Source organism: Erwinia sp. JH02, from assembly GCF_013074405.1.
Classification (GTDB): domain Bacteria; phylum Pseudomonadota; class Gammaproteobacteria; order Enterobacterales; family Enterobacteriaceae; genus Erwinia; species Erwinia rhapontici.
The window spans coordinates 222276-244409 of record NZ_JABANZ010000006.1 but is presented as its reverse complement, the minus strand read 5'-3'; the positions used below and the strand labels follow the sequence as shown (position 1 = coordinate 244409).

General features: G+C 53.4%; 18 protein-coding genes. 9 read left to right on the top strand and 9 right to left on the bottom strand.

What is annotated here, in order from left to right; all coding sequences use genetic code 11:
* Nucleotides 1-26 precede the first annotated feature (26 nt).
* Nucleotides 27-545: a bifunctional 3-hydroxydecanoyl-ACP dehydratase/trans-2-decenoyl-ACP isomerase gene (fabA, locus tag HHI26_RS16560; protein ID WP_133841003.1), complete on the top strand. Its 519-nt coding sequence runs from the start codon at nt 27-29 to the stop codon at nt 543-545.
* A gap of 193 nt (nt 546-738) precedes the next feature.
* Here the strand turns inward: fabA and rmf are convergent, their stop codons facing one another.
* The 6 genes from rmf to rlmKL form a co-directional block, all read right to left on the bottom strand.
* The gene (gene rmf / locus HHI26_RS16555; protein ID WP_072277417.1) at nt 739-906 is read right to left on the bottom strand and encodes a ribosome modulation factor; all 168 of its coding nucleotides are present in this window, start codon (nt 904-906) and stop codon (nt 739-741) included.
* A 277-nt stretch (nt 907-1183) separates the two neighbouring features.
* Complete coding sequence (gene pqiC / locus HHI26_RS16550) at nt 1184-1741, bottom strand: membrane integrity-associated transporter subunit PqiC (RefSeq protein WP_133841004.1); 558 nt, start codon at nt 1739-1741, stop codon at nt 1184-1186.
* Entirely contained in the window at nt 1741-3381 is a 1641-nt protein-coding gene (pqiB, locus tag HHI26_RS16545) for an intermembrane transport protein PqiB (protein ID WP_133841005.1), read from the bottom strand. The genes pqiC and pqiB overlap by 1 nt, the downstream gene beginning before the upstream one ends.
* A complete protein-coding gene (gene pqiA, locus HHI26_RS16540) occupies nt 3368-4642 on the bottom strand; it encodes a membrane integrity-associated transporter subunit PqiA (protein ID WP_133841006.1) in 1275 nt (424 codons plus the stop codon). The genes pqiB and pqiA overlap by 14 nt, the downstream gene beginning before the upstream one ends.
* Nucleotides 4643-4674: 32 nt before the next feature.
* Complete coding sequence (locus HHI26_RS16535) at nt 4675-6588, bottom strand: ABC transporter ATP-binding protein (protein ID WP_133841007.1); 1914 nt, start codon at nt 6586-6588, stop codon at nt 4675-4677.
* A gap of 6 nt (nt 6589-6594) precedes the next feature.
* Nucleotides 6595-8712, bottom strand: a complete 2118-nt coding sequence (gene rlmKL, locus HHI26_RS16530) for a bifunctional 23S rRNA (guanine(2069)-N(7))-methyltransferase RlmK/23S rRNA (guanine(2445)-N(2))-methyltransferase RlmL (protein WP_171149380.1) — start codon at nt 8710-8712, stop codon at nt 6595-6597.
* A 132-nt stretch (nt 8713-8844) separates the two neighbouring features.
* Here rlmKL and HHI26_RS16525 point away from each other — a divergent pair, with 132 nt between their 5' ends.
* Complete coding sequence (locus HHI26_RS16525) at nt 8845-9954, top strand: YcbX family protein (protein WP_133841009.1); 1110 nt, start codon at nt 8845-8847, stop codon at nt 9952-9954.
* A gap of 16 nt (nt 9955-9970) precedes the next feature.
* On the opposite strand, the gene HHI26_RS16520 is transcribed toward HHI26_RS16525, so the two are convergent.
* Complete coding sequence (locus HHI26_RS16520) at nt 9971-10516, bottom strand: cell division protein ZapC (protein WP_133841010.1); 546 nt, start codon at nt 10514-10516, stop codon at nt 9971-9973.
* 184 nt (nt 10517-10700) lie between these two features.
* On the bottom strand, nt 10701-11711 hold the full coding sequence (gene pyrD / locus HHI26_RS16515; protein ID WP_133841011.1) for a quinone-dependent dihydroorotate dehydrogenase: 1011 nt from the start codon (nt 11709-11711) through the stop codon (nt 10701-10703).
* 257 nt (nt 11712-11968) lie between these two features.
* Between pyrD and ssuE the strand changes: the two genes are divergently transcribed.
* Genes ssuE through ssuB form a run of 5 tightly spaced genes read left to right on the top strand, consistent with a single transcriptional unit; the run spans nt 11969 to nt 16241 of the window.
* A complete protein-coding gene (ssuE, locus tag HHI26_RS16510; RefSeq protein WP_133841012.1) occupies nt 11969-12520 on the top strand; it encodes an NADPH-dependent FMN reductase in 552 nt (183 codons plus the stop codon).
* 14 nt (nt 12521-12534) lie between these two features.
* Complete coding sequence (locus tag HHI26_RS16505; RefSeq protein ID WP_159337124.1) at nt 12535-13494, top strand: sulfonate ABC transporter substrate-binding protein; 960 nt, start codon at nt 12535-12537, stop codon at nt 13492-13494.
* A gap of 15 nt (nt 13495-13509) precedes the next feature.
* Nucleotides 13510-14655, top strand: coding sequence for an FMNH2-dependent alkanesulfonate monooxygenase (gene ssuD, locus HHI26_RS16500; RefSeq protein WP_133841014.1), 1146 nt, complete (start codon nt 13510-13512; stop codon nt 14653-14655).
* A gap of 9 nt (nt 14656-14664) precedes the next feature.
* Complete coding sequence (ssuC, locus tag HHI26_RS16495) at nt 14665-15456, top strand: aliphatic sulfonate ABC transporter permease SsuC (protein ID WP_133841015.1); 792 nt, start codon at nt 14665-14667, stop codon at nt 15454-15456.
* A complete protein-coding gene (ssuB, locus tag HHI26_RS16490; RefSeq protein WP_133841016.1) occupies nt 15453-16241 on the top strand; it encodes an aliphatic sulfonates ABC transporter ATP-binding protein in 789 nt (262 codons plus the stop codon). The genes ssuC and ssuB overlap by 4 nt, the downstream gene beginning before the upstream one ends.
* Nucleotides 16242-16298: 57 nt before the next feature.
* On the opposite strand, the gene pepN is transcribed toward ssuB, so the two are convergent.
* On the bottom strand, nt 16299-18914 hold the full coding sequence (gene pepN, locus HHI26_RS16485; protein WP_167864853.1) for an aminopeptidase N: 2616 nt from the start codon (nt 18912-18914) through the stop codon (nt 16299-16301).
* Nucleotides 18915-19178: 264 nt separating this feature from the next.
* On the opposite strand from pepN, the gene pncB reads away from it, so the two are divergent.
* Together pncB and asnS are read left to right on the top strand one after the other, a co-directional pair.
* Nucleotides 19179-20384, top strand: coding sequence for a nicotinate phosphoribosyltransferase (pncB, locus tag HHI26_RS16480; protein ID WP_159337126.1), 1206 nt, complete (start codon nt 19179-19181; stop codon nt 20382-20384).
* Nucleotides 20385-20610: 226 nt separating this feature from the next.
* Nucleotides 20611-22011: an asparagine--tRNA ligase gene (gene asnS / locus HHI26_RS16475; RefSeq protein ID WP_133841019.1), complete on the top strand. Its 1401-nt coding sequence runs from the start codon at nt 20611-20613 to the stop codon at nt 22009-22011.
* Nucleotides 22012-22134 lie beyond the last annotated feature (123 nt).

Genomic DNA, 22134 nt, shown 5'->3' with positions numbered 1-22134 from the left:
TCATTAAAATAAGGCTTATTGAAAACATGGTAGATAAACGCGAATCCTATACAAAAGAAGACCTGATTGCCTCTGGTCGCGGTGAACTGTTTGGCGCGGAAGGCCCGCCATTGCCAGCTGGCAATATGTTGATGATGGACCGCGTGGTTAAAATGACCGAAGACGGCGGTAACTACGGTAAAGGCTTCGTTGAAGCTGAACTGGATATCAATCCTGACCTGTGGTTCTTCGGCTGCCATTTTATCGGTGACCCGGTCATGCCAGGCTGCCTCGGCCTTGATGCTATGTGGCAGTTGGTTGGTTTCTACCTCGGCTGGTTAGGCGCTGAAGGTAAAGGTCGTGCGTTGGGCGTGGGTGAAGTGAAATTTACCGGCCAGGTTCTGCCAACCGCGAAGAAAGTGTCTTACCGTATTCATTTCAAACGCGTTATCAACCGTAAACTGGTGATGGGCGTGGCAGATGGCGAAGTACTGGTCGATGGTAACGTGATTTACACCGCTACTGACCTGAAAGTGGGCCTGTTCAAAGACACCACCGCGTTCTAAGTCTCTCACTGCTTTCTGATATCCAAAATAATTCGAGTTGTATTAAGGCGGCAAAAGAAGGAATCCCGATGAGCTGAGTGAAGTCAGTGATTCGGGTGACTGAAAGCAGCCAAGGCAGAGACAACTTGAAGTATGAAGGATAAAAATGAAAACCTCCGCATAAGCGGAGGTTTTTCCCTTTCTCTGACAGGTGTTACGCGGTAACCGACCTGTCCTCCATGGCTTGTCGCCAACCTCCCAACCAGTGAGATCGAGCATCCAGCATTTGATACGGACACATCTCTTTTGAGCGTCCTGTAATGCCTGCGTGATAACCCCGTGATTGTGCCCGATCCAAGCGATCTCGTTTCTGTCTCTTCATGCCGCGTTTCCCTCATTTAGTCTGGTGGAATCTGGTGGAAAGATACAGTGGTTACGTTTCGCGCAACCACTCATAAGTTCTACCGCGACTTTCAGTAAAGATCAACGCGCAAATTTCACGCCAATGTCATGAATGTGTATCAAACCCATGATGATTTCTCGCCACTGCTCGCTGAAAAAACACTGCTATCTGACTGAATGGCAATAAAAAAGCCTTTGATGCCACAGAAATCAGGTTCTGCAACAATCAAAGGCTTAGTACGTTAGTTAATTTTTTCTTATTGTTCGCGAATTATCGCATTAGCGACCTGCCCCGCAATCTGCTGCCATCCTTTAGCCAGGGTTCTTACTAACCCATCGTAACCATCTTCGCTTTGCGGTAGTACCAGCGTAAACGGCTGCTTTTGCAGTTTCCCATTGTGTTCAAGTATCCATTCACCACTGATCACCGCCTGTCCATCATAGCGACCATGGAAACCCGTTACGGTGACATTGAGCGTATCGTGTTGCTGTCCCAGTGGAGAAGACGAGACCAGCGCTCCCGGCAACGCCGTGCTGAGATTGGTCACCAGCGTTTGCTGCAACTGTTGATCCAGCGGGCTGGCCCACTGGTTATTCGCCGCTATCACGAACTGGACATCATTGCTCTGGTAGACCACACCATTCCCGGCAAGGTAATCCGGCACCGATACGCGTTCTATCCATACTGGCGTCGCCACGTTCCGACTGGCCACAACAGCCGTGCTGCCCGCCGTTGGCAATTGGTAGTAAGCCGTTTTGGGGGTGCTGCAAGCACTCAGTGCCAGCACAAAAGCTACGGGGATCCATTTCATCATTATTTCGCCCTCTTCGGCTGTGGGTCCTGACCGGGTTTGGCTTCGAATACCAACGCATTACTCTTGGTGTTGAGCGTTTTTAATACAGGCTGCAATTCACGCAGGACCTGATCGAGACGCTGCATATCTCCCACCATCTTATTGTAAGCCGGTGAGCCTGGCTGGAAGCCCTTCATGCTGCGATTCAGTTCACGCAGCGTGCTTTGCATATCCGCCGGTAGCTCTTTCATCGACTGGCTGGAAGTGATCTGATTAAGACTGTCGAGCGTTTTCTGCATTTCACGCAACGTACGCTGGCTCTCTTTCAACGTGCCGGTAGCTTCGTTCAGCAACGGATTCAGCGGCAGACTGTTAATCTTATCCAGAGATTCCATCAGCTTCTGCTGAATTTGCGCCAGGCCACCGCTGACCGTTGGGATCAGCTCATAGTCAGCAAACGTCGTCGGACCGCTAACAGGTTTCGCGTTGTTGTAGAAATCGAGATCGACATACAATGCGCCCGTCAACAGATTGGCAGACTTCAGTGAAGCTCGTAGCCCACTTTTGATACCGTCTTTCAGATGCTGCTCAATATTGAAATCATTACCTAAGCGATTCTCGAAGCGGTCCGGTTCAATACGGATCAGAACTGGAATGCGGTAATCATTATTCAGACGCTGAGCAAGGCCTGGCATGGTAAATGGTACCTCCGCGACCGTCCCCAGACGGATACCGCGGAACTCGACTGGCGCGCCTTTTTGCAGACCACGAATAGAGTCGTTAAAGAACAGCAGGAAGTCTTTGTGTTCGGTATAGAGTGAATCCTGAATGCTGCGCTGGTCGTTGAACAGCCGGTATTCCGCTTTGTTTTCAACCCGCTCGCCGCGCTCCCAGCCTTCTGGTACATCAAAGCTGACACCACCGCTGAACAGAGTCGTCAGCGATCCCATCTCCACACGCATTCCTGAAGCCGACATATCCACCGCTATTCCACTGTCTTTCCAGAAGCGAACGTTGCTGGTCACCAGGCGGTCATAAGGTGCGGAAATAAACAACTGATAGGTCATCATGCGCTTGTCCGCATCAAAGGCGCTGGTTTCAACAGACCCCACGCGATAACCACGGAACAGCACCGGGTCACCCGCATTAAGCTGGCCTGCTTTTTCACTGTCGAGGGTAATGCGGATACCTTTAGCATCCAGCGGCGCCAGTGGGGGTGAATCCAGCAGTTCATACTGCGCCGCTTTTTCACCTTTTGCCCCGGGCTGAAGTTCAATGTAGGCACCCGACAGCAGCGTTCCCAGCCCGGTGATCCCTTCACGACCAATAGCGGGTTTCACCACCCAAAAAGCGCTGTCTTCACGCAGCAGTTTTTCCATGCCGGAATTAAGCCGTGCCTTGATTTCCACATGGTGCAGATCATCGGTTAGCACGGCACTTTCGACCACCCCGACGTTAACGCTGCGGCTTTTAATCAGGGTTTTCCCCCCTTCAATACCTTCAGCGTTGGTGGTCATTAACGTGACTACCGGGCCCTGATGGCTGAAGTGATAAAACAAAATCCATGCGCCTATCAAGACGGTGACGATGGGGATGATCCACACCGGCGACCAGCGCTTTATCTTATCTACCGTGGCTACGCCGTGGTTATTGTCCGTCACTTGCAGGCTCCTCAGTCTTCTTTTCTTGTATCCGGTCCCAGGTGAGACGGGGATCAAACGTCATGGCGGCAAACATCGTCAGGATCACCACCAGGGCAAACAGCACCGCACCACTGGCTGGATAAATACTCATCAACTGCCCCATTCGCACCAGTGCCGATAACACGGCAATCACGAATACGTCAATCATTGACCAGCGCCCGACGAACTCAACAACCTCATATATTTTATGCATTTTATCACTGTCGTCCCGGTTGCTGTCGCGCTCGTTGGCATGCCAGCACAACCAGCCGATGGCCATCATTTTCAGCGTTGGGACCATGATACTGGCGATAAAAATCACCAGCGCCACCGGGTAGGATCCATCACTCCACAGCAGGATCACGCCAGCCATAATGGTTGAGGTGATTTTATTGCCCAGCGCCTCGGTAATCATGATCGGCATCAGATTGGCCGGGATATAGAGCAAGATTGATGTCATCAATAAAGCGAGTGTCCATTGCAGGCTGTGCTTTCGTCTGACATGCCCATGAACCCCACAGCGCGGACACTCCAACGTATCGCTGGCGAGTACCGCAGTACAACAACTGCAGGAACGCAGCCCCTGACGCAAGCCACTCACGGCGGGTAATGGCGTGAAGGGAAGCACAGGCAATGGGGCGACCCGCAGCCATAATGTACGGCGATCAATACACTGAAACGCTCTGAGCTGTAACAGGCAGAACAGGCACCAGGGGATAAAACTGGTGCCAATGCCGATATCACCATAAGCCATAAGCTTTACAAAGCTCACCAACACACCGGCGAGAAAGATCTCCGCCATGCCCCAGGTTTTCAGCTGAAACAGCACGCGTGCCAGAGTGCGTTTCAGCCCCTGTGGCAACGTAATATCATTCACTAAGAGCAGGATCACCAGCATACAGAAGGCCGGAACCCCCTGAACAAACAGCAAAAACAGCGTCGCAAGGCTACTGTAGTCATCGGAAATCATCACCTGAGGTATTTTGGTCAGGGTGATTTCACTGCTGAGTCCGGCAACATGCATATTGATGAAAGGGAATAAGTTAGCCAGCAGCAGCATAAACAGTGCTGCCAGCGCATAGGCCGTTGGCCGCTTTCGCGGCTCAACCCAGTTAGACTGAAGTGTGGTATGACAACGTGGGCAGCTTGCCTTGCTGCCCGGCCGGATATCTGGCAACTGTGTCATCAGGTCACACTGTGGGCAAAGCATCCATTGATGCGCGTGGTGCGACGAACACATACCTGACCCTCGATAATTTCAGAACAGCAGTATCAGGCGCCGTTGCTTAACGACTCCAGGTATTCCCAACGTTCGAAAGCGACTTCCAGCTCCTGTTCAGCCTGGGCGAGCGAATCCAGTACAGGCTGGGTCACATCATGGGGCTGGTTGAAGAAGTTAGCATCGGCAACCTGCGTCTGATACGTTTCAAGACGGGCTTCCAGCTCTTCCATTTTCTTCGGCAGTTGTTCGAGTTCACGCTGCAAATTGTAGCTTAACTTAGCCGCAGGTTTTTTTGCGGCGTCAGTTTTTGCGTTTTCCTGACGCGGCTGCGCACTGGTGGATTTTGCGCTGGCGCGGTTTTGTTTATAGGCACTACGCTGCAGCTGCGCATCGTGGTAGCCGCCAACAAACGCACCGATTTCACCATTGCCTTCAAAGATCCAGCATTCGGTCACGGTGTTATCAACAAACTGACGATCGTGGCTCACCAGCAGAACGGTGCCCTGATAACCATCAACCAACTCTTCCAGCAGCTCAAGCGTTTCCACATCGAGGTCGTTGGTCGGTTCATCGAGGATCAGCAGGTTGCTTGGCTTAAGGAACAGACGTGCCAGCAACAGGCGGTTACGCTCACCACCAGACAAAGCACGCACCGGCGTCATCGCGCGTTTAGGGTGGAACAGGAACTCCTGCAGGTAGCCCAGCACGTGGCGTGGCTTACCATTTACCATCACTTCCTGTTTACCCTCTGCCAGGTTGTCCATGACCGTGCGATCCGGGTCCAGGTCCGCGCGGTGCTGGTCAAAGTAGGCGACTTCAAGCTTGGTGCCAATATGCACGCGGCCGCTATCAGCCTTGAGCTCATCGAGCATCAACTTCAGCATGGTCGTTTTGCCACAGCCGTTAGAGCCGATCAGGGCAATTTTATCACCGCGTTGTACCTGGCGGGAGAAATCACGCACCAGTTGTTTACCACCCACCGCATAGCTGACGTTTTCCAGCTCGAAGACAATCTTGCCGGAGCGAGAAGCCTCTTCGACCTGCATATTGGCTTTACCCATCACTTCACGGCGATCGGAACGCTCACGGCGTAACGCTTTAAGCGCACGAACACGCCCTTCGTTACGCGTACGGCGCGCTTTGATGCCCTGACGGATCCACACTTCTTCCTGCGCCAGTTTGCGGTCGAATTCGGCGTTCTGCATTTCTTCAACACGCAGCGCTTCTTCCTTGCTGGTCAGATACAGATCGTAATCGCCCGGCCAGGAAACCAGCTTGCCACGGTCCAGATCAACAATGCGCGTCGCCATGTTGCGAATAAACGAACGGTCATGCGAAATGAAGATGATGCTGCCCTGGAATGTTTTCAGGAACGTTTCCAGCCAGTCGATAGTTTCAATATCGAGGTGGTTAGTGGGTTCATCCAGCATCAGCACTTTCGGATTGCTGACCAGCGCGCGCCCAAGCGCAGCTTTACGCAACCATCCACCGGATAATGAGGACAGCTCGGCGTCCCCATCCAGACCGATTTGTTGCAGCACATCGTGAATACGGCTTTCCAGCTGCCACAGATTCTGGTGGTCAAGAATGCCCTGTAAGCGCGCCATCTCATTCAGGTTTCTGTCGCTCGGATCGTCCATCACTTTATGCGAGATCGCGTGATAGGCTTTCAGGTGTTCCGCCTGCTCTTCCACACCTTCCGCGACAAAATCATACACCGAGCCCTGCACATTACGTGGCGGATCCTGCTGGAGGCGTGCCACCACCAGGTCCTGCTCATAAATAATGCGCCCATCATCCAGCGGTTGTTCGCGGTTGATGATCTTCATCAGGGTGGATTTACCCGCCCCGTTACGGCCAACCAGACAAACACGCTCGTTTTCTTCGATGTGCAGTTCAGTGTTATCCAACAGCGGCGCATCGCTGAATGAGAGGTAAGCGCCATGAATACTGATTAGTGACATAAAAACTTATTCCTTACCGGCGTGAGTGATCAGCCAGCAGTTGTGAATTTGACGATTACGGGCAAAATCCTGCGACTGTGTTTTCGCAGTGATTTCAGTAGCAGCCAGGCCAAGAGCTTCCAGGCCGGCAGAATCCATTTTGAAGCCGCGTTTATTGTTGGAGAACATTACGGTGCCCCCTTTACGCAGCAGACGCTTCAGATCTTTCATCAGATCAAGATGATCGCGCTGCACGTCAAAGCTCTCTTCCATACGCTTGGAGTTAGAGAACGTCGGCGGATCGATAAAGATCAGATCAAACTGTTCATCCGCATCACGCAGCCAGCTCAGGCAGTCTGCCTGCATCAGACGGTGCTGACGCCCGGACAAACCGTTGAGACGCATATTGCGCTCGGCCCATTCGAGATAGGTACGCGACATATCGATCGTAGTCGTGCTGCGCGCGCCTCCCAGACCAGCATGAACGCTGGCGCTGCCGGTGTAAGCAAACAGGTTCAGGAAGTCTTTCCCTTTACTCATCTTCCCCAGCATTTTGCGGGCAACACGGTGGTCGAGGAACAGGCCAGTGTCGAGATAGTCCGTCAGATTAACCCATAATTTGGCGTTAAACTCACCGACTTCAAAGAAATCGCCCTTCTCGCCCAGTTTCTGATACTGATTTTTTCCTTTCTGTTTTTCACGGGTTTTCAGCACCAGTCGGTTAGCCGGCAGCTCGAGCACGCTGAGGGTTGCGGCAATGACATCAAACAGGCGCTGACGCGCTTTGGCTGGCTCGATGGTTTTCGGCGCCGCATATTCCTGCACCACAACCCAGTCACCGTAGCGGTCGACCGCCACATTGTAATCGGGCAGATCGGCATCGTAGACGCGGTAGCATTCAATCCCTTCCTGACGCGCCCATTTATCCAGTTTCTTGGTATTTTTGCGCAGACGGTTGGCGTAGTCTTCTGCCAACTGGCCCGCAGCGGCACCGGTCGGATTTTCCGCCAACTGGTAGTTTTTCTGCACGCAATCCAGCGGGCCGTTCTTCGCTTTAAACTGGCGGTCGGCTCGCAATTGCAGGCAGCTCAGCAGCTCTGGTGAAGCACTGAACAGAGACAGGTTCCAGCCACCAAAATGCGTTTTCATAATACGGCCCAGCTGGCCGTGCAGCGCAATCAACGCAGGTTCACTGTCCAGACGCTCGCCGTACGGTGGGTTACTCAGCACCGTCCCGGTCACTCCCTGCGCCAGCGGGTTGGTCAACTTCAGCACGTCCTGGGTCGTGAACTCAATGAGGTCAGTCAGCCCGGCGTTACGGGCGTTGGCGCGGGCACGTTCGATCACCCGGGAGTCATTATCATAGCCGTAGAAGCGCGACGTGGTTTCCTCTAACCCTTTACGGGCGCGTTCGTGTGCTTCGCGCGTCACATCGCTCCACAGGGACTGATTAAACTGGCTCCAGCCCGTAAAGCCCCAGTGTTTACGTTGCAGTCCTGGCGCACGATCGCTGGCGATCATTGCGGCTTCAATCAGCAAGGTCCCGGAACCACACATCGGATCCACCAGCGGCGATCCCACCTGCCAACCGGATCGCTGCACGATGGCCGCTGCCAGGTTCTCTTTCAACGGAGCCTGACCCGTCTGTTGGCGATAGCCGCGCTGATGCAGGCCGTCCCCGCTCAGATCCAGGGCAATACTGGCCGTATCTTTATTCAACCAGACGTTAACGCGAATATCCGCCTGCTCGCGGTCAACATTCGGGCGCGGCAGGTTTTTACGGGTAAAGCTATCAACGATAGCGTCTTTCACTTTCAACGCGCCGTACTGGCTATTACGGATCACCTCATTCAACCCGCTGAAATGCACCACGAAGGTTTGGTCGCTGCCAAACATGGCTGGCCAGTCAATCGCCTGCACCCCGAGATAAAGATCGAGGTCGCTGTAAACGCCGCATTCGGTTAGCGGCAGGAGGATACGTGAAGCCAGTCGGCTCCACATCAGACTCTGATACATCAGACGATCATCGCCCTGGAAATGTACGCCGCCCTGGACCACCTGGCAGCCTTCGGCCCCCAGCGCTTCCAGTTCACTTTTTAACAGCTCTTCGAGCCCACGCGCCGTACTGGCAAACAGAGAATTCATAGCGTCACTTATCGTCATCAGAAATTGCTGCGCATTATAGCTAATCATGACGTCATGTCATAAAGTTAGCGTTTATTACTGCAAAAACCCTGTAAATAACAGGGTCCGCGGTGGGCGCAATGGAGAATCGCCATGATCAGTCTGTCTCGTTTATTTGTTCATCCGGTTAAATCAATGCGAGGGATGCAGGTTTCCCATGCGCAGGCGCTGAACAGCGGTCTGGCCTTCGACCGTATCTTTATGCTGACCGAACCCGATGGCACCTTTATTACCGCGCGGCAATATCCTGAAATGGTGCTGTTTACCCCGGCGCTGATCGTCGACGGACTGCACCTGAGTGCGCCGGATGGCAGCAGTGCGACCGTGCGCTTTGAGGATTTCCTCAAGACTCCCGCGCCAACCGAAGTCTGGGGTAGCCAGTTCACCGCGTTAATCGCTCCCGACACGATTAATCAATGGCTGAGTGATTTTTTCCCGCGCCAGGTGCAGTTACGCTGGGTCGGCCCGGAGATGACCCGCCGGGTAAAACGCTTTGACGAGGTCCCATTGGGATTTGCTGACGGTTACCCGTTTCTGCTGGTCAATGAGGCCTCTTTGCACGATCTGCAACAACGTTGTCCGGCGGGGGTGAGAATGGAACAGTTTCGCCCCAACCTGGTGGTTAGCGGTGCGGGTGCATGGGCGGAAGATAGCTGGTCGTCATTACGTATCGGGGAAATTATCTTCGATGTGCCGAAACCCTGTAGCCGCTGTGTATTAACCACCGTCAGCACACAATATGGTCGTAAACATCCCGGCGGCGAGCCACTGAATACCTTACAGGGGTTTCGCAGTGCGCTGGATGGAAGCGGTGATATTGATTTTGGCCTTAACCTGGTGGCTCGCAGCAGCGGCGTCGTTCGCGTGGGCGATAAAATTGAGGTGTTAACCAGCCATACGCCACGCGCTTACGGTGCAGGACGCGTAACAGAAACGCTGGAGGTTGCCACCGTTGCAGCCCGCGATGTGACCATCCACTGGCAGGGCCAGCATTTTACTGGTAACAATCAACAGGTATTGCTGGAACAGCTGGAGCTTCAGGGCATTAAAGTGCCTTATTCCTGCCGCTCAGGTATCTGCGGAAGTTGCAAAGTCACACTGGTCAGTGGGGAAGTGAAAGCGATGAAAAAAGGGGCGATACGTCAGGACGGCAGCGTATTAAGCTGTAGCTGTATTCCGGCGGGCGATGTGGTGCTGCGCTAATAGCAAGCGCGGTGACTTACACCGCGCGTGCGAAGCGAATACCATCTGCACTGGCGTGAGGAAGCAAGCGATCATGCATAATTTTAATTGCATCACCCAATACCATTCCACGACCAGCCACAGTTAACTGCGCCTGCGCCAGCAGGCACAGTGCGGCGCTGTCACCAGACTCTACCACCAGCAGACTTGCCGATTCACCGCTGTCAGAGACCTTGACGTTGACCAGTTCACCGTCAGCCGGACGCCAGTTTCCCTGAATATAGCTGTCAAAATGCCAGCTTTTAGGCATCAATGGTTTCAGGAAACGCGTAGCCACCAGCGCATTCAGCACCAGCTCAGCTCGCTGATCGGCATTCAATTGCGTATCACGGCAGCGTTCGTCAAAGGTGAAAAACAGTGCAGCATCATCAACACAGAAACCGGAAACATCAAAAGCATCAGGCGTTAACATTTTGCGCGGAAAGCGGGAACGAAATAACATACCGTCCGCCAGGTCGAGCATCATCCGGTCATGTTCTTCGTCGAAAAACCAACGCCAGTTATCGTCTGGTTTTATCCTCATGATGGTTCCTGTATTAATACTTAGTTACAAGTAGCCGGAAAAGCATATTCCCTTTCCGGAAACCAGAGGCTTCGTTAACGCTCTCAGCTCGCTCTGTAAAATTTGAATATTGTCTGAACAGCACAAAATATAAACGAGACAGCAGCGAAAATAAAGCCCCTGGCATATTTAACGCTAAATTAACCTAGAGATGAGTCACAATTTCTTTTATCAAAGGCGGACCTTTGTAAATAAATCCAGAATATATTTGCACCAGCGAAGCACCCGCCGTCATTTTTTCACGCGCCGAAACCAGTGAATCAATCCCACCAACGCCAATAATTGGGATGCGCCCCTGTAATTCCAGCGCCAGACGGCGAACGATTTCGGTACTGCGCAGCTGTACCGGACGACCACTTAGCCCACCCGCTTCTTCCGCGTGCTTTAATCCTTTTACCAGCTCACGATCGAGGGTGGTATTGGTCGCAATCACGCCATCAATATTGTGACGCACTAAACTGTCGGCCACCTGGATCAATTCTTCTTCAGAAAGATCCGGTGCGATCTTAACCGCCACAGGAACATATTTATGATGGATCTGTTGAAGATCGTTTTGACGGATTTTAATCGCCGCCAGCAAATCATCCAGCGCTTCGCCGTATTGTAAAGATCGTAAGCCTGGGGTGTTAGGTGAAGAGATATTGATGGCGATGTAGCCAGCATACGGATAAATCTTATCCATACAGGTTAAATAATCGTCTTTACCCTGCTCTACCGGGGTATCTTTATTCTTGCCAATATTAATGCCGAGGATACCGTCAAAATGGGCTTTTTTAACATTCTCTACCAGGTTATCAACGCCCATATTATTGAAGCCCATGCGGTTGATGATCCCTTCCGCTGCCACAATCCGGAACATACGCGGCTTATCATTGCCCGGCTGAGGGCGCGGCGTCACGGTACCAATTTCAATGGAACCAAACCCCATCGCACCAAATGCATCAATGCATTCGCCGTTTTTATCCAGGCCAGCGGCCAGGCCCAGTGGATTCTTAAAGGTCAGTCCCATGCAGGTTACGGGCTTAAAAGGGAGCGACTGACGGATAAGACCCATCAGCGGGGTGCCGGAGATACGCTTCAACTGCTGCAAAGTCAGGTCATGCGCGCGCTCAGGATCGAGCTGAAACAGCGCCTTACGAACGAAAGGGTAATACATGGTCACTCCTGAGGTCCCGATGGAAAATCGGGGTCGTATTATCCGGGTTTCATGGGGTAAAGGGAAATGACCTGGCGCAAAAGCGGGCCTGAATCGACGGTTTTTTTACTTCATCAAGGCCGTTATGCCGCGCTATATGTGCAAACTGGCAAAAATATGCCGGATAAATCATTTAAGCGTCCAAACGCGCTCTGTCAGGATGAGCCATCGGTTCTTGAATTTCGTTTATCAATAACTTTTGGTTATAAGGAGAGGTTATGCGCGTTATTACTCTGGCGGGAAGCCCCCGTTTTCCTTCACGCTCCACCGCACTACTGACCATTTGCCAGCATGCGCTGGAAAAACGCGGCGTCGAGGTTATCCCGTGGAATCTGCATAACTTCAATCCCGAAGATTTATTGTATGCCCGCTTCGATTCCCCCGCCCTGCTGGCCTTAAAGGAAGACCTCGAATCGGCTGACGGGTTGATCGTCGCAACCCCTGTCTATAAGGCATCGTTTGCCGGGGCATTGAAAACGCTGCTTGACCTGCTGCCAGAACGTGCGCTGGAACATAAAGTGGTGTTACCGCTGGCAACAGGCGGCACCGTAGCCCATCTGCTGGCCGTCGATTACGCACTGAAACCCGTTCTGAATGCACTGAAAGCGCAGGAAGTGCTGCACGGGGTATTCGCTGACGATACGCAGATCAGCCATTACGACCGGACGCCTGAACTCTCTCCGATTCTGGCTGAGCGGCTGGCAGAGTCGATCGATACCTTCTGGCATGCACTTGCCCGCCGCCATCAACCTCTGGCTGCTGCCGTCTGAAAAGGTGACCGTCTATGACATTGTTTGCTCGCATATTTAGCACCCTGCTGATAACCGGGCTGCTGGCCAGCCAGGCGATTGCTGCTGACGCCATCCCGGCCCCCGACCAGGTCCGTATTGGTTACCAAAAAGGCTCGGTCAGTATGGTGCTGGCGAAATCCCACCAGCTGCTGGAGAAGCGCTTCCCGCATACCACCATTAAATGGGTAGAGTTCCCTGCCGGGCCACAGATGCTGGAAGCATTAAACGTCAACAGCATTGACCTTGGCAGCACCGGCGACATCCCGCCGATTTTCGCTCAGGCCGCTGGCGCGGATCTGTTGTATGTCGGTTCCGAACCGCCAAAACCACGATCTGAAGTGATTCTGGTGCGTGAAGACAGTCCGTTGAAAACCGTGGCAGACCTGAAGGGCCATAAAGTGGCCTTCCAGAAGGGCTCAAGCTCCCACAATCTGCTGTTACGTGCATTAAAAGAGGCCGGACTGGGTTTCAATGATATTCAGCCTGCGTTTCTGACGCCTGCGGATGCCCGCGCCGCTTTCCAGCAGGGAGATGTTGACGCCTGGGCAATCTGGGATCCCTATTACTCTGCGGCCATCCAGCAGGGCGGCGTGCGCGTACTGAAAAATGGCGACACGTTAAATCTGACCGGCTCGTTCTACCTCGCAACTCGCCCGTTCACCGAAAAGAATGGCGTGTTTCTGCAACAGGTACTGGACACCTTCAGCCAGGCCGATGCCCTGACGCGCAGCCATCGTGAACAGAGCGTGGACCTGCTTTCAACGGCGATGGGTCTGCCAAAACCGGTGATCTCAACCTATTTCGATCATCGCCCGCCAACCGCCATTACCCTGGTCAGTGAGAAGACAGCAAAGGCTCAGCAGCAAACTGCCGATCTGTTTTACACCAGCAAGCTGATGCCGGTGAAAGTCGATATTTCCAGCCGCATCTGGCATGGCCCGTCAACCCATTGATTGAGGAATAACATAATGAGTCTCTCCGTATTCTGGTTTCTTCCCACTCACGGTGATGGGAAATATTTGGGTACCAACGAAGGTGCCCGCCCGGTGGATCATGCTTACCTGCAACAAATCGCGCAGGCTGCCGATCGCCTGGGATTTGGCGGAGTGCTAATCCCGACCGGCCGCTCCTGTGAAGATGCCTGGCTGGTTGCCGCCTCGCTGATCCCGGTCACCCAGCGTCTGCGCTTCCTGGTGGCACTGCGCCCCGGCGTGATCTCGCCCACGCAGGCTGCCCGTCAGGCAGCCACGCTCGACCGCCTCTCTAACGGCCGCGCACTGTTTAATCTGGTCACCGGTGGCGATGCGGAAGAGCTGGCGGGAGATGGCGTGTTCCTCGATCACCGTGAGCGCTATGCAGAGTCTGCCGAGTTTACCCGCGTATGGCGCCGCGTGCTGGAAGGCGAGACGGTTGATTACGAAGGGAAACATGTTCATGTGCGTGGCGCGCGTCTGATGTTTAAGCCGGTTCAGCAGCCCCGTCCGCCACTGTGGTTTGGCGGGTCGTCTGATGTCGCGCAGGATCTGGCTGCCGAACAGGTTGATGTCTATCTGACCTGGGGGGAACCGCCTGAGCAGGTCAAAGAAAAAATTGCTCAGGTACAGGCGAAAGCCGCCGCATTAGGGCGTAAAGTGCGTTTTGGTATTCGTCTGCATGTGATTGTGCGTGAAACCAATGAAGAGGCATGGCAGGCCGCTGACCGTCTGATCTCGCATCTTGATGATGCGACCATTGCCAAAGCGCAGGCCGCACTGGCGAAAACAGATTCTGTTGGCCAACAGCGAATGGCTGCCCTGCACGGTGGCAAACGTGACCAGCTTGAGATCAGCCCGAATCTGTGGGCAGGTGTGGGCCTGGTGCGTGGCGGTGCCGGAACCGCTTTAGTGGGCGATGGCCCGACGGTGGCAGCCCGTATGCAGGAATATGCCGATCTCGGCATTGAGACCTTTATTCTTTCCGGCTATCCGCACCTGGAAGAAGCGTATCGCGTGGGCGAACTGCTGTTCCCACATCTGGATCTTAATGTCCCTTCGATCCCGCAACCGCAGGTCGTTCAGGCGCACGGGGAACATGTTGCGCATGATTTTGCCCCACAAAAAGTATCGCAAAGTTAGAGGTGGAGAATGAGTAAGACCCTTAATCGTATCGGCAATGGCCTGCTGCCCTGGGCGCTGCCGATCCTGCTGGTGGCGGTATGGCAGTTAGCCTCACAAATGGGCTGGCTTTCAACGCGCATTTTGCCGTCACCGGAAGCCATTGTGGTGACCTTCTGGAAGCTGTCTGCCAGCGGTGAGCTATGGCAACATCTGGCGATCAGTAGCTGGCGTGCGGCGATTGGTTTCAGCATCGGTGGATCGATTGGTCTGATACTGGGGTTAATCACCGGAATGTCACGTCTGGGTGAGCGCCTGCTCGATACCTCCGTGCAGATGCTGCGCAACGTCCCCCATCTGGCGCTGATCCCGCTGGTGATCCTGTGGTTCGGCATTGATGAATCGGCCAAAATCTTTCTGGTTGCGCTGGGGACGCTGTTCCCGATTTACCTGAATACCTACCATGGTATCCGTAATATCGATCGCGGGCTGGTGGAGATGGCACGCAGTTATGGTCTGTCTGGCTGGAGTCTGTTTATCCAGGTGGTGTTGCCTGGCGCCCTGCCCTCCATTATGGTCGGCGTGCGTTTTGCGCTGGGCCTGATGTGGCTGACCCTGATCGTTGCCGAAACCATTTCAGCCAACTCCGGCATCGGCTACCTCGCCATGAATGCCCGCGAGTTTTTGCAAACCGATGTGGTGGTGGTGGCGATTATTCTTTATGCCCTGCTGGGCAAACTGGCTGACGTCAGCGCTCAACTGCTGGAGCGTGTCTGGCTGCGCTGGCATCCGGCGTATCAACTAAAAGAGGAAAACGCATGAGCGAATTAAATACGTCTCCGGCGCGTCTTAATGCCGGTACGCCGCTGGTGATCAATGGTGTCAGCAAGCAATATAACCAGCGCACAGTACTGAATAACATCAACCTGCATATTCCCTCGGGCCAGTTTGTCGCCGTGGTGGGCCGCAGTGGCTGCGGTAAAAGCACCCTGTTACGACTGCTGGCCGGGCTGGAGAAAGCCAGCAGTGGCGAGCTGCTGGCCGGCAGTGCATCACTGAATGAAGCACGGGAAGATATTCGTCTGATGTTCCAGGATGCGCGCCTGCTGCCGTGGAAAAGCGTGATCGATAACGTTGGCCTTGGCCTGAAAGGCAAAGCCTGGAAAGAACAGGCGCTGGCGGCGCTGGATGCCGTTGGTCTGGCAGATCGTGCCAAAGAGTGGCCTGCTGCGTTGTCCGGCGGGCAAAAACAACGCGTGGCATTGGCGCGAGCCCTGATTCATCGCCCGGGCTTGCTGCTGCTGGATGAGCCACTCGGTGCGCTGGATGCCTTAACCCGTATTGAGATGCAGGATCTGATTGAATCGCTTTGGCAACAGCATCACTTTACCGTGTTGCTGGTGACCCATGATGTCAGTGAAGCGGTAGCAATGGCTGACCGGGTTCTGCTGATTGAAGAAGGGAATATCGGACTGGATCTGCTGGTTGAGCTGCCACGTCCACGCCGTAAAGGCTCGGTCAAACTGGCGGAACTGGAAGCGGAAGTGCTCGACCGCGTGATGAAACGTTCACCCGTCCAACAGGACCGCCATTATGCACATGGCTAAAAAATAAAAATGGGCGAAGATATCGCCCATTTTTTTGTTTATCACTGACCGCTTTTATCAGGCGTTCAGTGCCTTGGTGATCTTCTCGAACAGATCGCCTGACAGCTTATCCAGCCCTTTCAACTGCTCCAGAGCCTGGCGCATCAGCGCCTGACGGCCTGCATCATAACGCTTGAGACGAATCAACGGCTCAATCATGCGTGCCGCGACCTGTGGGTTACGGGTATTCAGATCGCTAAGGATCTCCGTCAGGAACTGATAACCGCTACCGTCTGCTGCATGGAATGCGGACGGATTCGCCGAAGCGAATGCACCAATCAACGAGCGGATACGGTTCGGATTACTCAGGGTAAACGAACGGTGGCTCAACAGTACTCGTACCTGTGCCAGCACATCCGCTGCCGGACTGGTCGCCTGCAGGGCAAACCACTTATCCATGACCAGACCATCCTGATGCCAGCGCTCATCGAAATCAGCGAACAGCGCCGTACGGCAAGGAAGCTGTGCGGCCATGGCAGCCGACAGAGCCGCCACGGTATCCGTCATGTTATTAGCATGGTGATACTGTGCGCTGACCAGCTTATCGGCTTGCGGCACATCCGCAAAGGCCAGGTAACTCAGGCAGACATTTTTCAACGACCGCTTGCCGATATCCGCGTGTTCAATGCGATACTCCGGGGTCTGGCTGGCGTAATACACCGCCAGCAGCTCATCTTCCAGCTCGGTTGCCAGCGTGCGAACCAGCGCCTCACGCACAACAGCATTTGCCTGCGGGTCAATGATGTCGAACAGCTCGGCAATCTCATTCTCACCCGGCAGCGACAGGATCAACGCCATCAGGGCAGGATCGCTGGACTCAGAGAGCAACACCGCACGGAAGGCATCCGCAACGTGCAAGGGTAGCGACAGCGGTTGCCCCTGCTGCTGGCGGGCCACGTTAATTTTGATGTAGTTCGCCATCAGACTTTGTGCCGCATCCCAGCGGGCAAAATCATTGCGTGCGTGCTGCATCAGGAAGGTTAACTGCGCATCGCTCCAGTTGTAGTCCAGTTTCACCGGCGCAGAGAATTCACGCAGCAGGGAAGGCACAGGCTGGAAGTAAACCTTATCAAAGACGAAGGTCTGGAAAGACTCGGTGACATTGAGTACATGATGCACCGGATGGCCATTGTGCTGTAACGGAATGACCTGCCCCTCCCCATCGTACAGTTCAATATCCAGCGGGATATGCAGCGGCAGCTTCTCTTTCTGATCGGCGGTTGGCGGCGTCATCTGTGTCACGTGCAACGTGTACTGTTCCAGCTCAGGATTGTAGTCATCACGGATGGACAACACGGGCGTACCCGACTGGCTGTACCAGCGGCGGAACTGTGACAGGTCAACATTGGAAGCATCCTCCATCGCCTGAACAAAGTCATCACAGGTCGCTGCACTGCCATCATGGCGCTCGAAGTAGAGCTGCATGCCTTTCTGGAAGTTTTCTTCGCCAAGCAAGGTGTGCAACATGCGGATCACTTCAGACCCCTTCTCATACACCGTCAGGGTGTAGAAGTTGTTCATCTCGATCACCTGCTCAGGGCGGATCGGGTGCGCCATCGGGCTGGCATCTTCAGCAAACTGTGAACCGCGCATCACACGCACGTTATCAATGCGGTTGACCGCACGCGAACCGAGGTCAGAACTGAACTCCTGATCGCGGAACACCGTCAGTCCCTCTTTCAAACTGAGCTGGAACCAGTCGCGGCAGGTGACGCGGTTACCGGTCCAGTTGTGGAAGTATTCATGACCGATAACCGCCTCAATCCCGAGATAGTCTTTATCGGTGGCGGTTTCCGCTTTGGCCAGCACGTATTTGGAGTTAAAGACATTCAGCCCTTTATTCTCCATCGCCCCCATATTGAAGAAGTCGACGGCGACAATCATAAAGATATCGAGATCGTACTCCAGGCCGAAACGCTCTTCATCCCACTTCATACTGTTTTTCAGCGAGGTCATCGCCCAGTCAGCACGGTCAAGGTTGCCCCGATCAACGAAGATTTCCAACGCGACATCACGGCCGGAACGGGTGGTGAAGCTGTCGCGCAGCACGTCGAAATCACCGGCCACCACGGCAAACAGGTAACAAGGTTTCGGGAATGGATCCTGCCACTTAACCCAGTGGCGGCCATCTTCCATATGCCCGGCATCAACGCGATTACCATTTGAAAGCAGGAAGGGATAGTGCTTCTGCTCTGCAATAATGGTGGTGGTAAAACGCGCCAGCACGTCGGGACGGTCGAGATACCAGGTAATATGGCGGAAACCTTCCGCTTCACACTGGGTACATAGTGCTTCGCCTGATTTGTACAGACCTTCAAGCGCGGTGTTTTTATCCGGATGAATGTCATTGACGATTTTTAACGTGAAGGACTCAGGCAGCTGTTGTAACACCAGTGCCCCTTCTTCCTGCCGATAGTGCGGCCAGGGCTGATCGTCGACATGTAACGAGATCAGCGTCAGGTCTTCGCCATCCAGGCGCAATTCGGCGCCACTGGCTCCCAACCGTTTAATCTGGCTGACGGCGGTGACCTGGGTGGTACTGGCATCAAGATTAAACGTCAAATCAATGTCGGTAATAGTGTAGTCAGGCGCACGATAATCATGGCGATTTTTGGCTTGTGGCAGTTGCGTCATAAGTCCTTCTCACGTCGATAATTAGTTAACCTTTTCAAGTCTATTCCTGTTATCACCAGGTTGCCACGTTGAATCACTGCCAATTGCGGCCTTTGCCATAAAAGAAGACATTTCATTAACAATCGCACGTATTTACCTCGACCTCTCAGCCTGAATTGTGCTGTGATTGGGTTCACTAAATATCTATTCGGGTTATACTCCTGCGACTTTTTCTTCATTTGAACCAGGGATAACGCTCTTCGCCAGAGGATGCTGAAACGCACCATGACACGACACGCTTCCCCGATTTTGACTACGCTGCTCGATACCGATGCCTACAAACTCCATATGCAGCAGGCGGTATTCCATCGTTATTACGATGTGACTGTGGCCGCCGAGTTTCGCTGCCGGGGTGACGACATGCTGGGTATTTATGTTGATGAAATACAGCAACAAATCGAAACCATGTCCGCATTAACGCTGACCGAAGATGAATTCACTTATCTCTCTGGCCTGCCTTTTTTCACCCCGGATTACCTCAACTGGCTGCGCAGTTACCGCTATGACCCCGCTCAGGTTCGCGTGCGCAATCACCAGGGAAAACTTGATATCCGCATCAGCGGGCCGTGGCGTGAAGTGATCATGTGGGAAGTACCGCTGCTGGCGCTGATCAGCGAAGTGGTGCATCGCCATCGTTCACCGCAGGTCACGCCGGAAATGGCTGTGAGTCAGTTGAAGAGTAAACTGGCACAGTTTAAAGCGCTGACCGCCGATCTCGATATGTCGCGTTTTCGTTTGATGGATTTCGGCACGCGTCGCCGTTTCTCACACGATGTTCAGCTGGCGATCGTCAGTACGCTGAAACAGGATTTCCCGTGGCTGGTTGGCTCCAGTAATTACGAGATGGCACGTCAGCTGGATATCATGCCGGTGGGCACCCAGGCTCACGAGTGGTTCCAGGCCCACCAGCAGCTTAGCCCGGTGCTGGCTAACTGCCAGCGCGCCGCACTGCAATCCTGGCTTGAAGAGTACCCGGACCAGTTAGGTATTGCCCTGACAGACTGTATTACTATGGATGCCTTCCTGCGTGATTTCGGCCTTGAGTTTGCCAGCGCTTATCAAGGACTGCGCCACGACTCTGGCGATCCGCTGGAATGGGGTGAAAAAGCCATCGCACATTATCAACAGCTGGGTATCGACCCGCTAAGTAAAACGCTGGTATTTTCTGATAACCTCGATCTGGAAAAAGCGGTGGAGCTTTACCGCCATTTCGGTCAGCGTATTAATGTTATTTTCGGCATTGGTACCCGCCTGACCTGCGATATTCCTCAGGTTAAACCGCTTAATATCGTGATTAAGCTGGTGGAGTGTAACGGCAAACCCGTTGCTAAACTGTCGGACAGTCCGGGTAAAACCATTTGCCAGGATAAAGCCTTTGTTCGCGCCCTGCGCAAAGCCTTCGACCTGCCGCTGGTCAAAAAAGCCAGCTAGCATCACTGGCCGACCGAAACAGAAGGTCGGCCACTCCGCTTTATGCCTGTCTTAATTTATAGGAATACCTCAGGGGTCGGCACACGTGTCGCCCCCAGATTCCCTCTTCTTCTAAAGAAATCTGCCTTTATTGCCGGAATTTCGCTTGTTTATCATCGCCCGGCAAGTAACATAGCAAGACCCTAAATTCGGGGTAATTCATTCAGATTAATAGTGAGAGACTTATATGAGCGTTGTGCCTGTAGCGGATGTACTGCACGGCCGGGTCGCGGTTGACAGCGAAGTCACCGTACGTGGTTGGGTGCGTACACGAAGAGATTCAAAAGCCGGTATTTCCTTTATCGCCGTTTATGACGGTTCCTGCTTTAATCCCGTTCAGGCTGTCGTTAATAATTCTCTGAATAATTATCAGGAAGAAGTATTGCGCCTGACTACCGGCTGTTCGGTGGTTATTACCGGCAAAGTGGTTGAATCTCCGGGTGAAGGTCAGAGTTTTGAAATTCAGGCCACCCACGTGGAAGTCATCGGCTGGGTTGATGACCCGGATACTTACCCAATGGCCGCTAAGCGCCACAGCATTGAATATCTGCGTGAAGTGGCCCACTTGCGCCCGCGTACCAATCTGATTGGCGCCGTCGCCCGTGTGCGCCATACGCTGGCACAGGCACTGCACCGTTTCTTCGATGAGCAGGGCTTCTTCTGGGTGTCCACGCCGCTGATTACCGCGTCCGATACCGAAGGCGCGGGTGAAATGTTCCGTGTATCGACGCTCGATCTGGAAAATCTGCCGCGCACGCCGGAAGGTAAAGTTAATTACGACGAAGATTTCTTCGGCAAAGAAGCGTTTCTGACCGTATCAGGTCAGCTTAATGGCGAGACCTATGCCAGCGCGATTTCCAAAATCTACACCTTTGGCCCAACCTTCCGTGCGGAAAACTCCCACACCAGCCGTCACCTGGCGGAATTCTGGATGCTGGAGCCGGAAATGGCCTTCGCCAACCTGGAAGATAACGCTGCCCTGGCAGAAGCCATGCTGAAGTACGCGTTTAAAGCGGTACTTGAAGAGCGCGCTGATGATATGGCCTTCTTCGCCGAGCGCGTAGACAAAGATGCCATTTCGCGCCTCGAGCGTTTTGTGACTACCGATTTCGCGCAGGTGGATTACACCGAAGCTGTCGAGATCCTGCTGGCGTCAGGTCAGACGTTTGAAAACGCCGTCTCCTGGGGTATTGATCTCTCCTCTGAGCACGAACGTTATCTGGCAGAGAAACACTTTAAAGCACCGGTGGTGGTGAAGAACTACCCGAAAGATATCAAAGCTTTCTATATGCGTTTGAACGACGATGGCAAAACCGTTGCCGCGATGGATGTTCTGGCACCAGGAATTGGTGAAATCATCGGGGGTTCTCAGCGTGAAGAGCGTCTGGATGTGCTGGATGCGCGTCTGGCCGAAATGGGCCTGAATAAAGAAGATTACTGGTGGTACCGCGACCTGCGTCGTTACGGTACGGTCCCACATTCAGGTTTCGGATTAGGTTTCGAACGATTAATCGCCTATGTCACCGGTGTACAAAATGTAAGGGATGTTATCGCCTTCCCACGTACTCCACGCAACGCGACGTTCTGATTTCTGCATTAAATATAAGAAATTCATATATATACTAAGGTCAGCCTCGCTGACCTTTTTTTATTTTTGTAAATTTAGAGTTGGTTCACAAAGTTCCGTAAATTTTACATTTTGTAATACATA

What these genes read in the sequence shown, in the direction of transcription:
- fabA (WP_133841003.1), top strand. Translation starts at nt 27, where the DNA reads ATGGTAGATAAACGCGAATCCTATACAAAAGAAGACCTGATTGCCTCT.
- rmf (WP_072277417.1), bottom strand. Translation starts at nt 906, where the DNA reads ATGAAGAGACAGAAACGAGATCGCTTGGATCGGGCACAATCACGGGGT.
- pqiC (WP_133841004.1), bottom strand. Translation starts at nt 1,741, where the DNA reads ATGATGAAATGGATCCCCGTAGCTTTTGTGCTGGCACTGAGTGCTTGC.
- pqiA (WP_133841006.1), bottom strand. Translation starts at nt 4,642, where the DNA reads ATGTGTTCGTCGCACCACGCGCATCAATGGATGCTTTGCCCACAGTGT.
- HHI26_RS16535 (WP_133841007.1), bottom strand. Translation starts at nt 6,588, where the DNA reads ATGTCACTAATCAGTATTCATGGCGCTTACCTCTCATTCAGCGATGCG.
- rlmKL (WP_171149380.1), bottom strand. Translation starts at nt 8,712, where the DNA reads ATGAATTCTCTGTTTGCCAGTACGGCGCGTGGGCTCGAAGAGCTGTTA.
- HHI26_RS16525 (WP_133841009.1), top strand. Translation starts at nt 8,845, where the DNA reads ATGATCAGTCTGTCTCGTTTATTTGTTCATCCGGTTAAATCAATGCGA.
- HHI26_RS16520 (WP_133841010.1), bottom strand. Translation starts at nt 10,516, where the DNA reads ATGAGGATAAAACCAGACGATAACTGGCGTTGGTTTTTCGACGAAGAA.
- pyrD (WP_133841011.1), bottom strand. Translation starts at nt 11,711, where the DNA reads ATGTATTACCCTTTCGTTCGTAAGGCGCTGTTTCAGCTCGATCCTGAG.
- ssuE (WP_133841012.1), top strand. Translation starts at nt 11,969, where the DNA reads ATGCGCGTTATTACTCTGGCGGGAAGCCCCCGTTTTCCTTCACGCTCC.
- HHI26_RS16505 (WP_159337124.1), top strand. Translation starts at nt 12,535, where the DNA reads ATGACATTGTTTGCTCGCATATTTAGCACCCTGCTGATAACCGGGCTG.
- ssuD (WP_133841014.1), top strand. Translation starts at nt 13,510, where the DNA reads ATGAGTCTCTCCGTATTCTGGTTTCTTCCCACTCACGGTGATGGGAAA.
- ssuC (WP_133841015.1), top strand. Translation starts at nt 14,665, where the DNA reads ATGAGTAAGACCCTTAATCGTATCGGCAATGGCCTGCTGCCCTGGGCG.
- ssuB (WP_133841016.1), top strand. Translation starts at nt 15,453, where the DNA reads ATGAGCGAATTAAATACGTCTCCGGCGCGTCTTAATGCCGGTACGCCG.
- pepN (WP_167864853.1), bottom strand. Translation starts at nt 18,914, where the DNA reads ATGACGCAACTGCCACAAGCCAAAAATCGCCATGATTATCGTGCGCCT.
- pncB (WP_159337126.1), top strand. Translation starts at nt 19,179, where the DNA reads ATGACACGACACGCTTCCCCGATTTTGACTACGCTGCTCGATACCGAT.
- asnS (WP_133841019.1), top strand. Translation starts at nt 20,611, where the DNA reads ATGAGCGTTGTGCCTGTAGCGGATGTACTGCACGGCCGGGTCGCGGTT.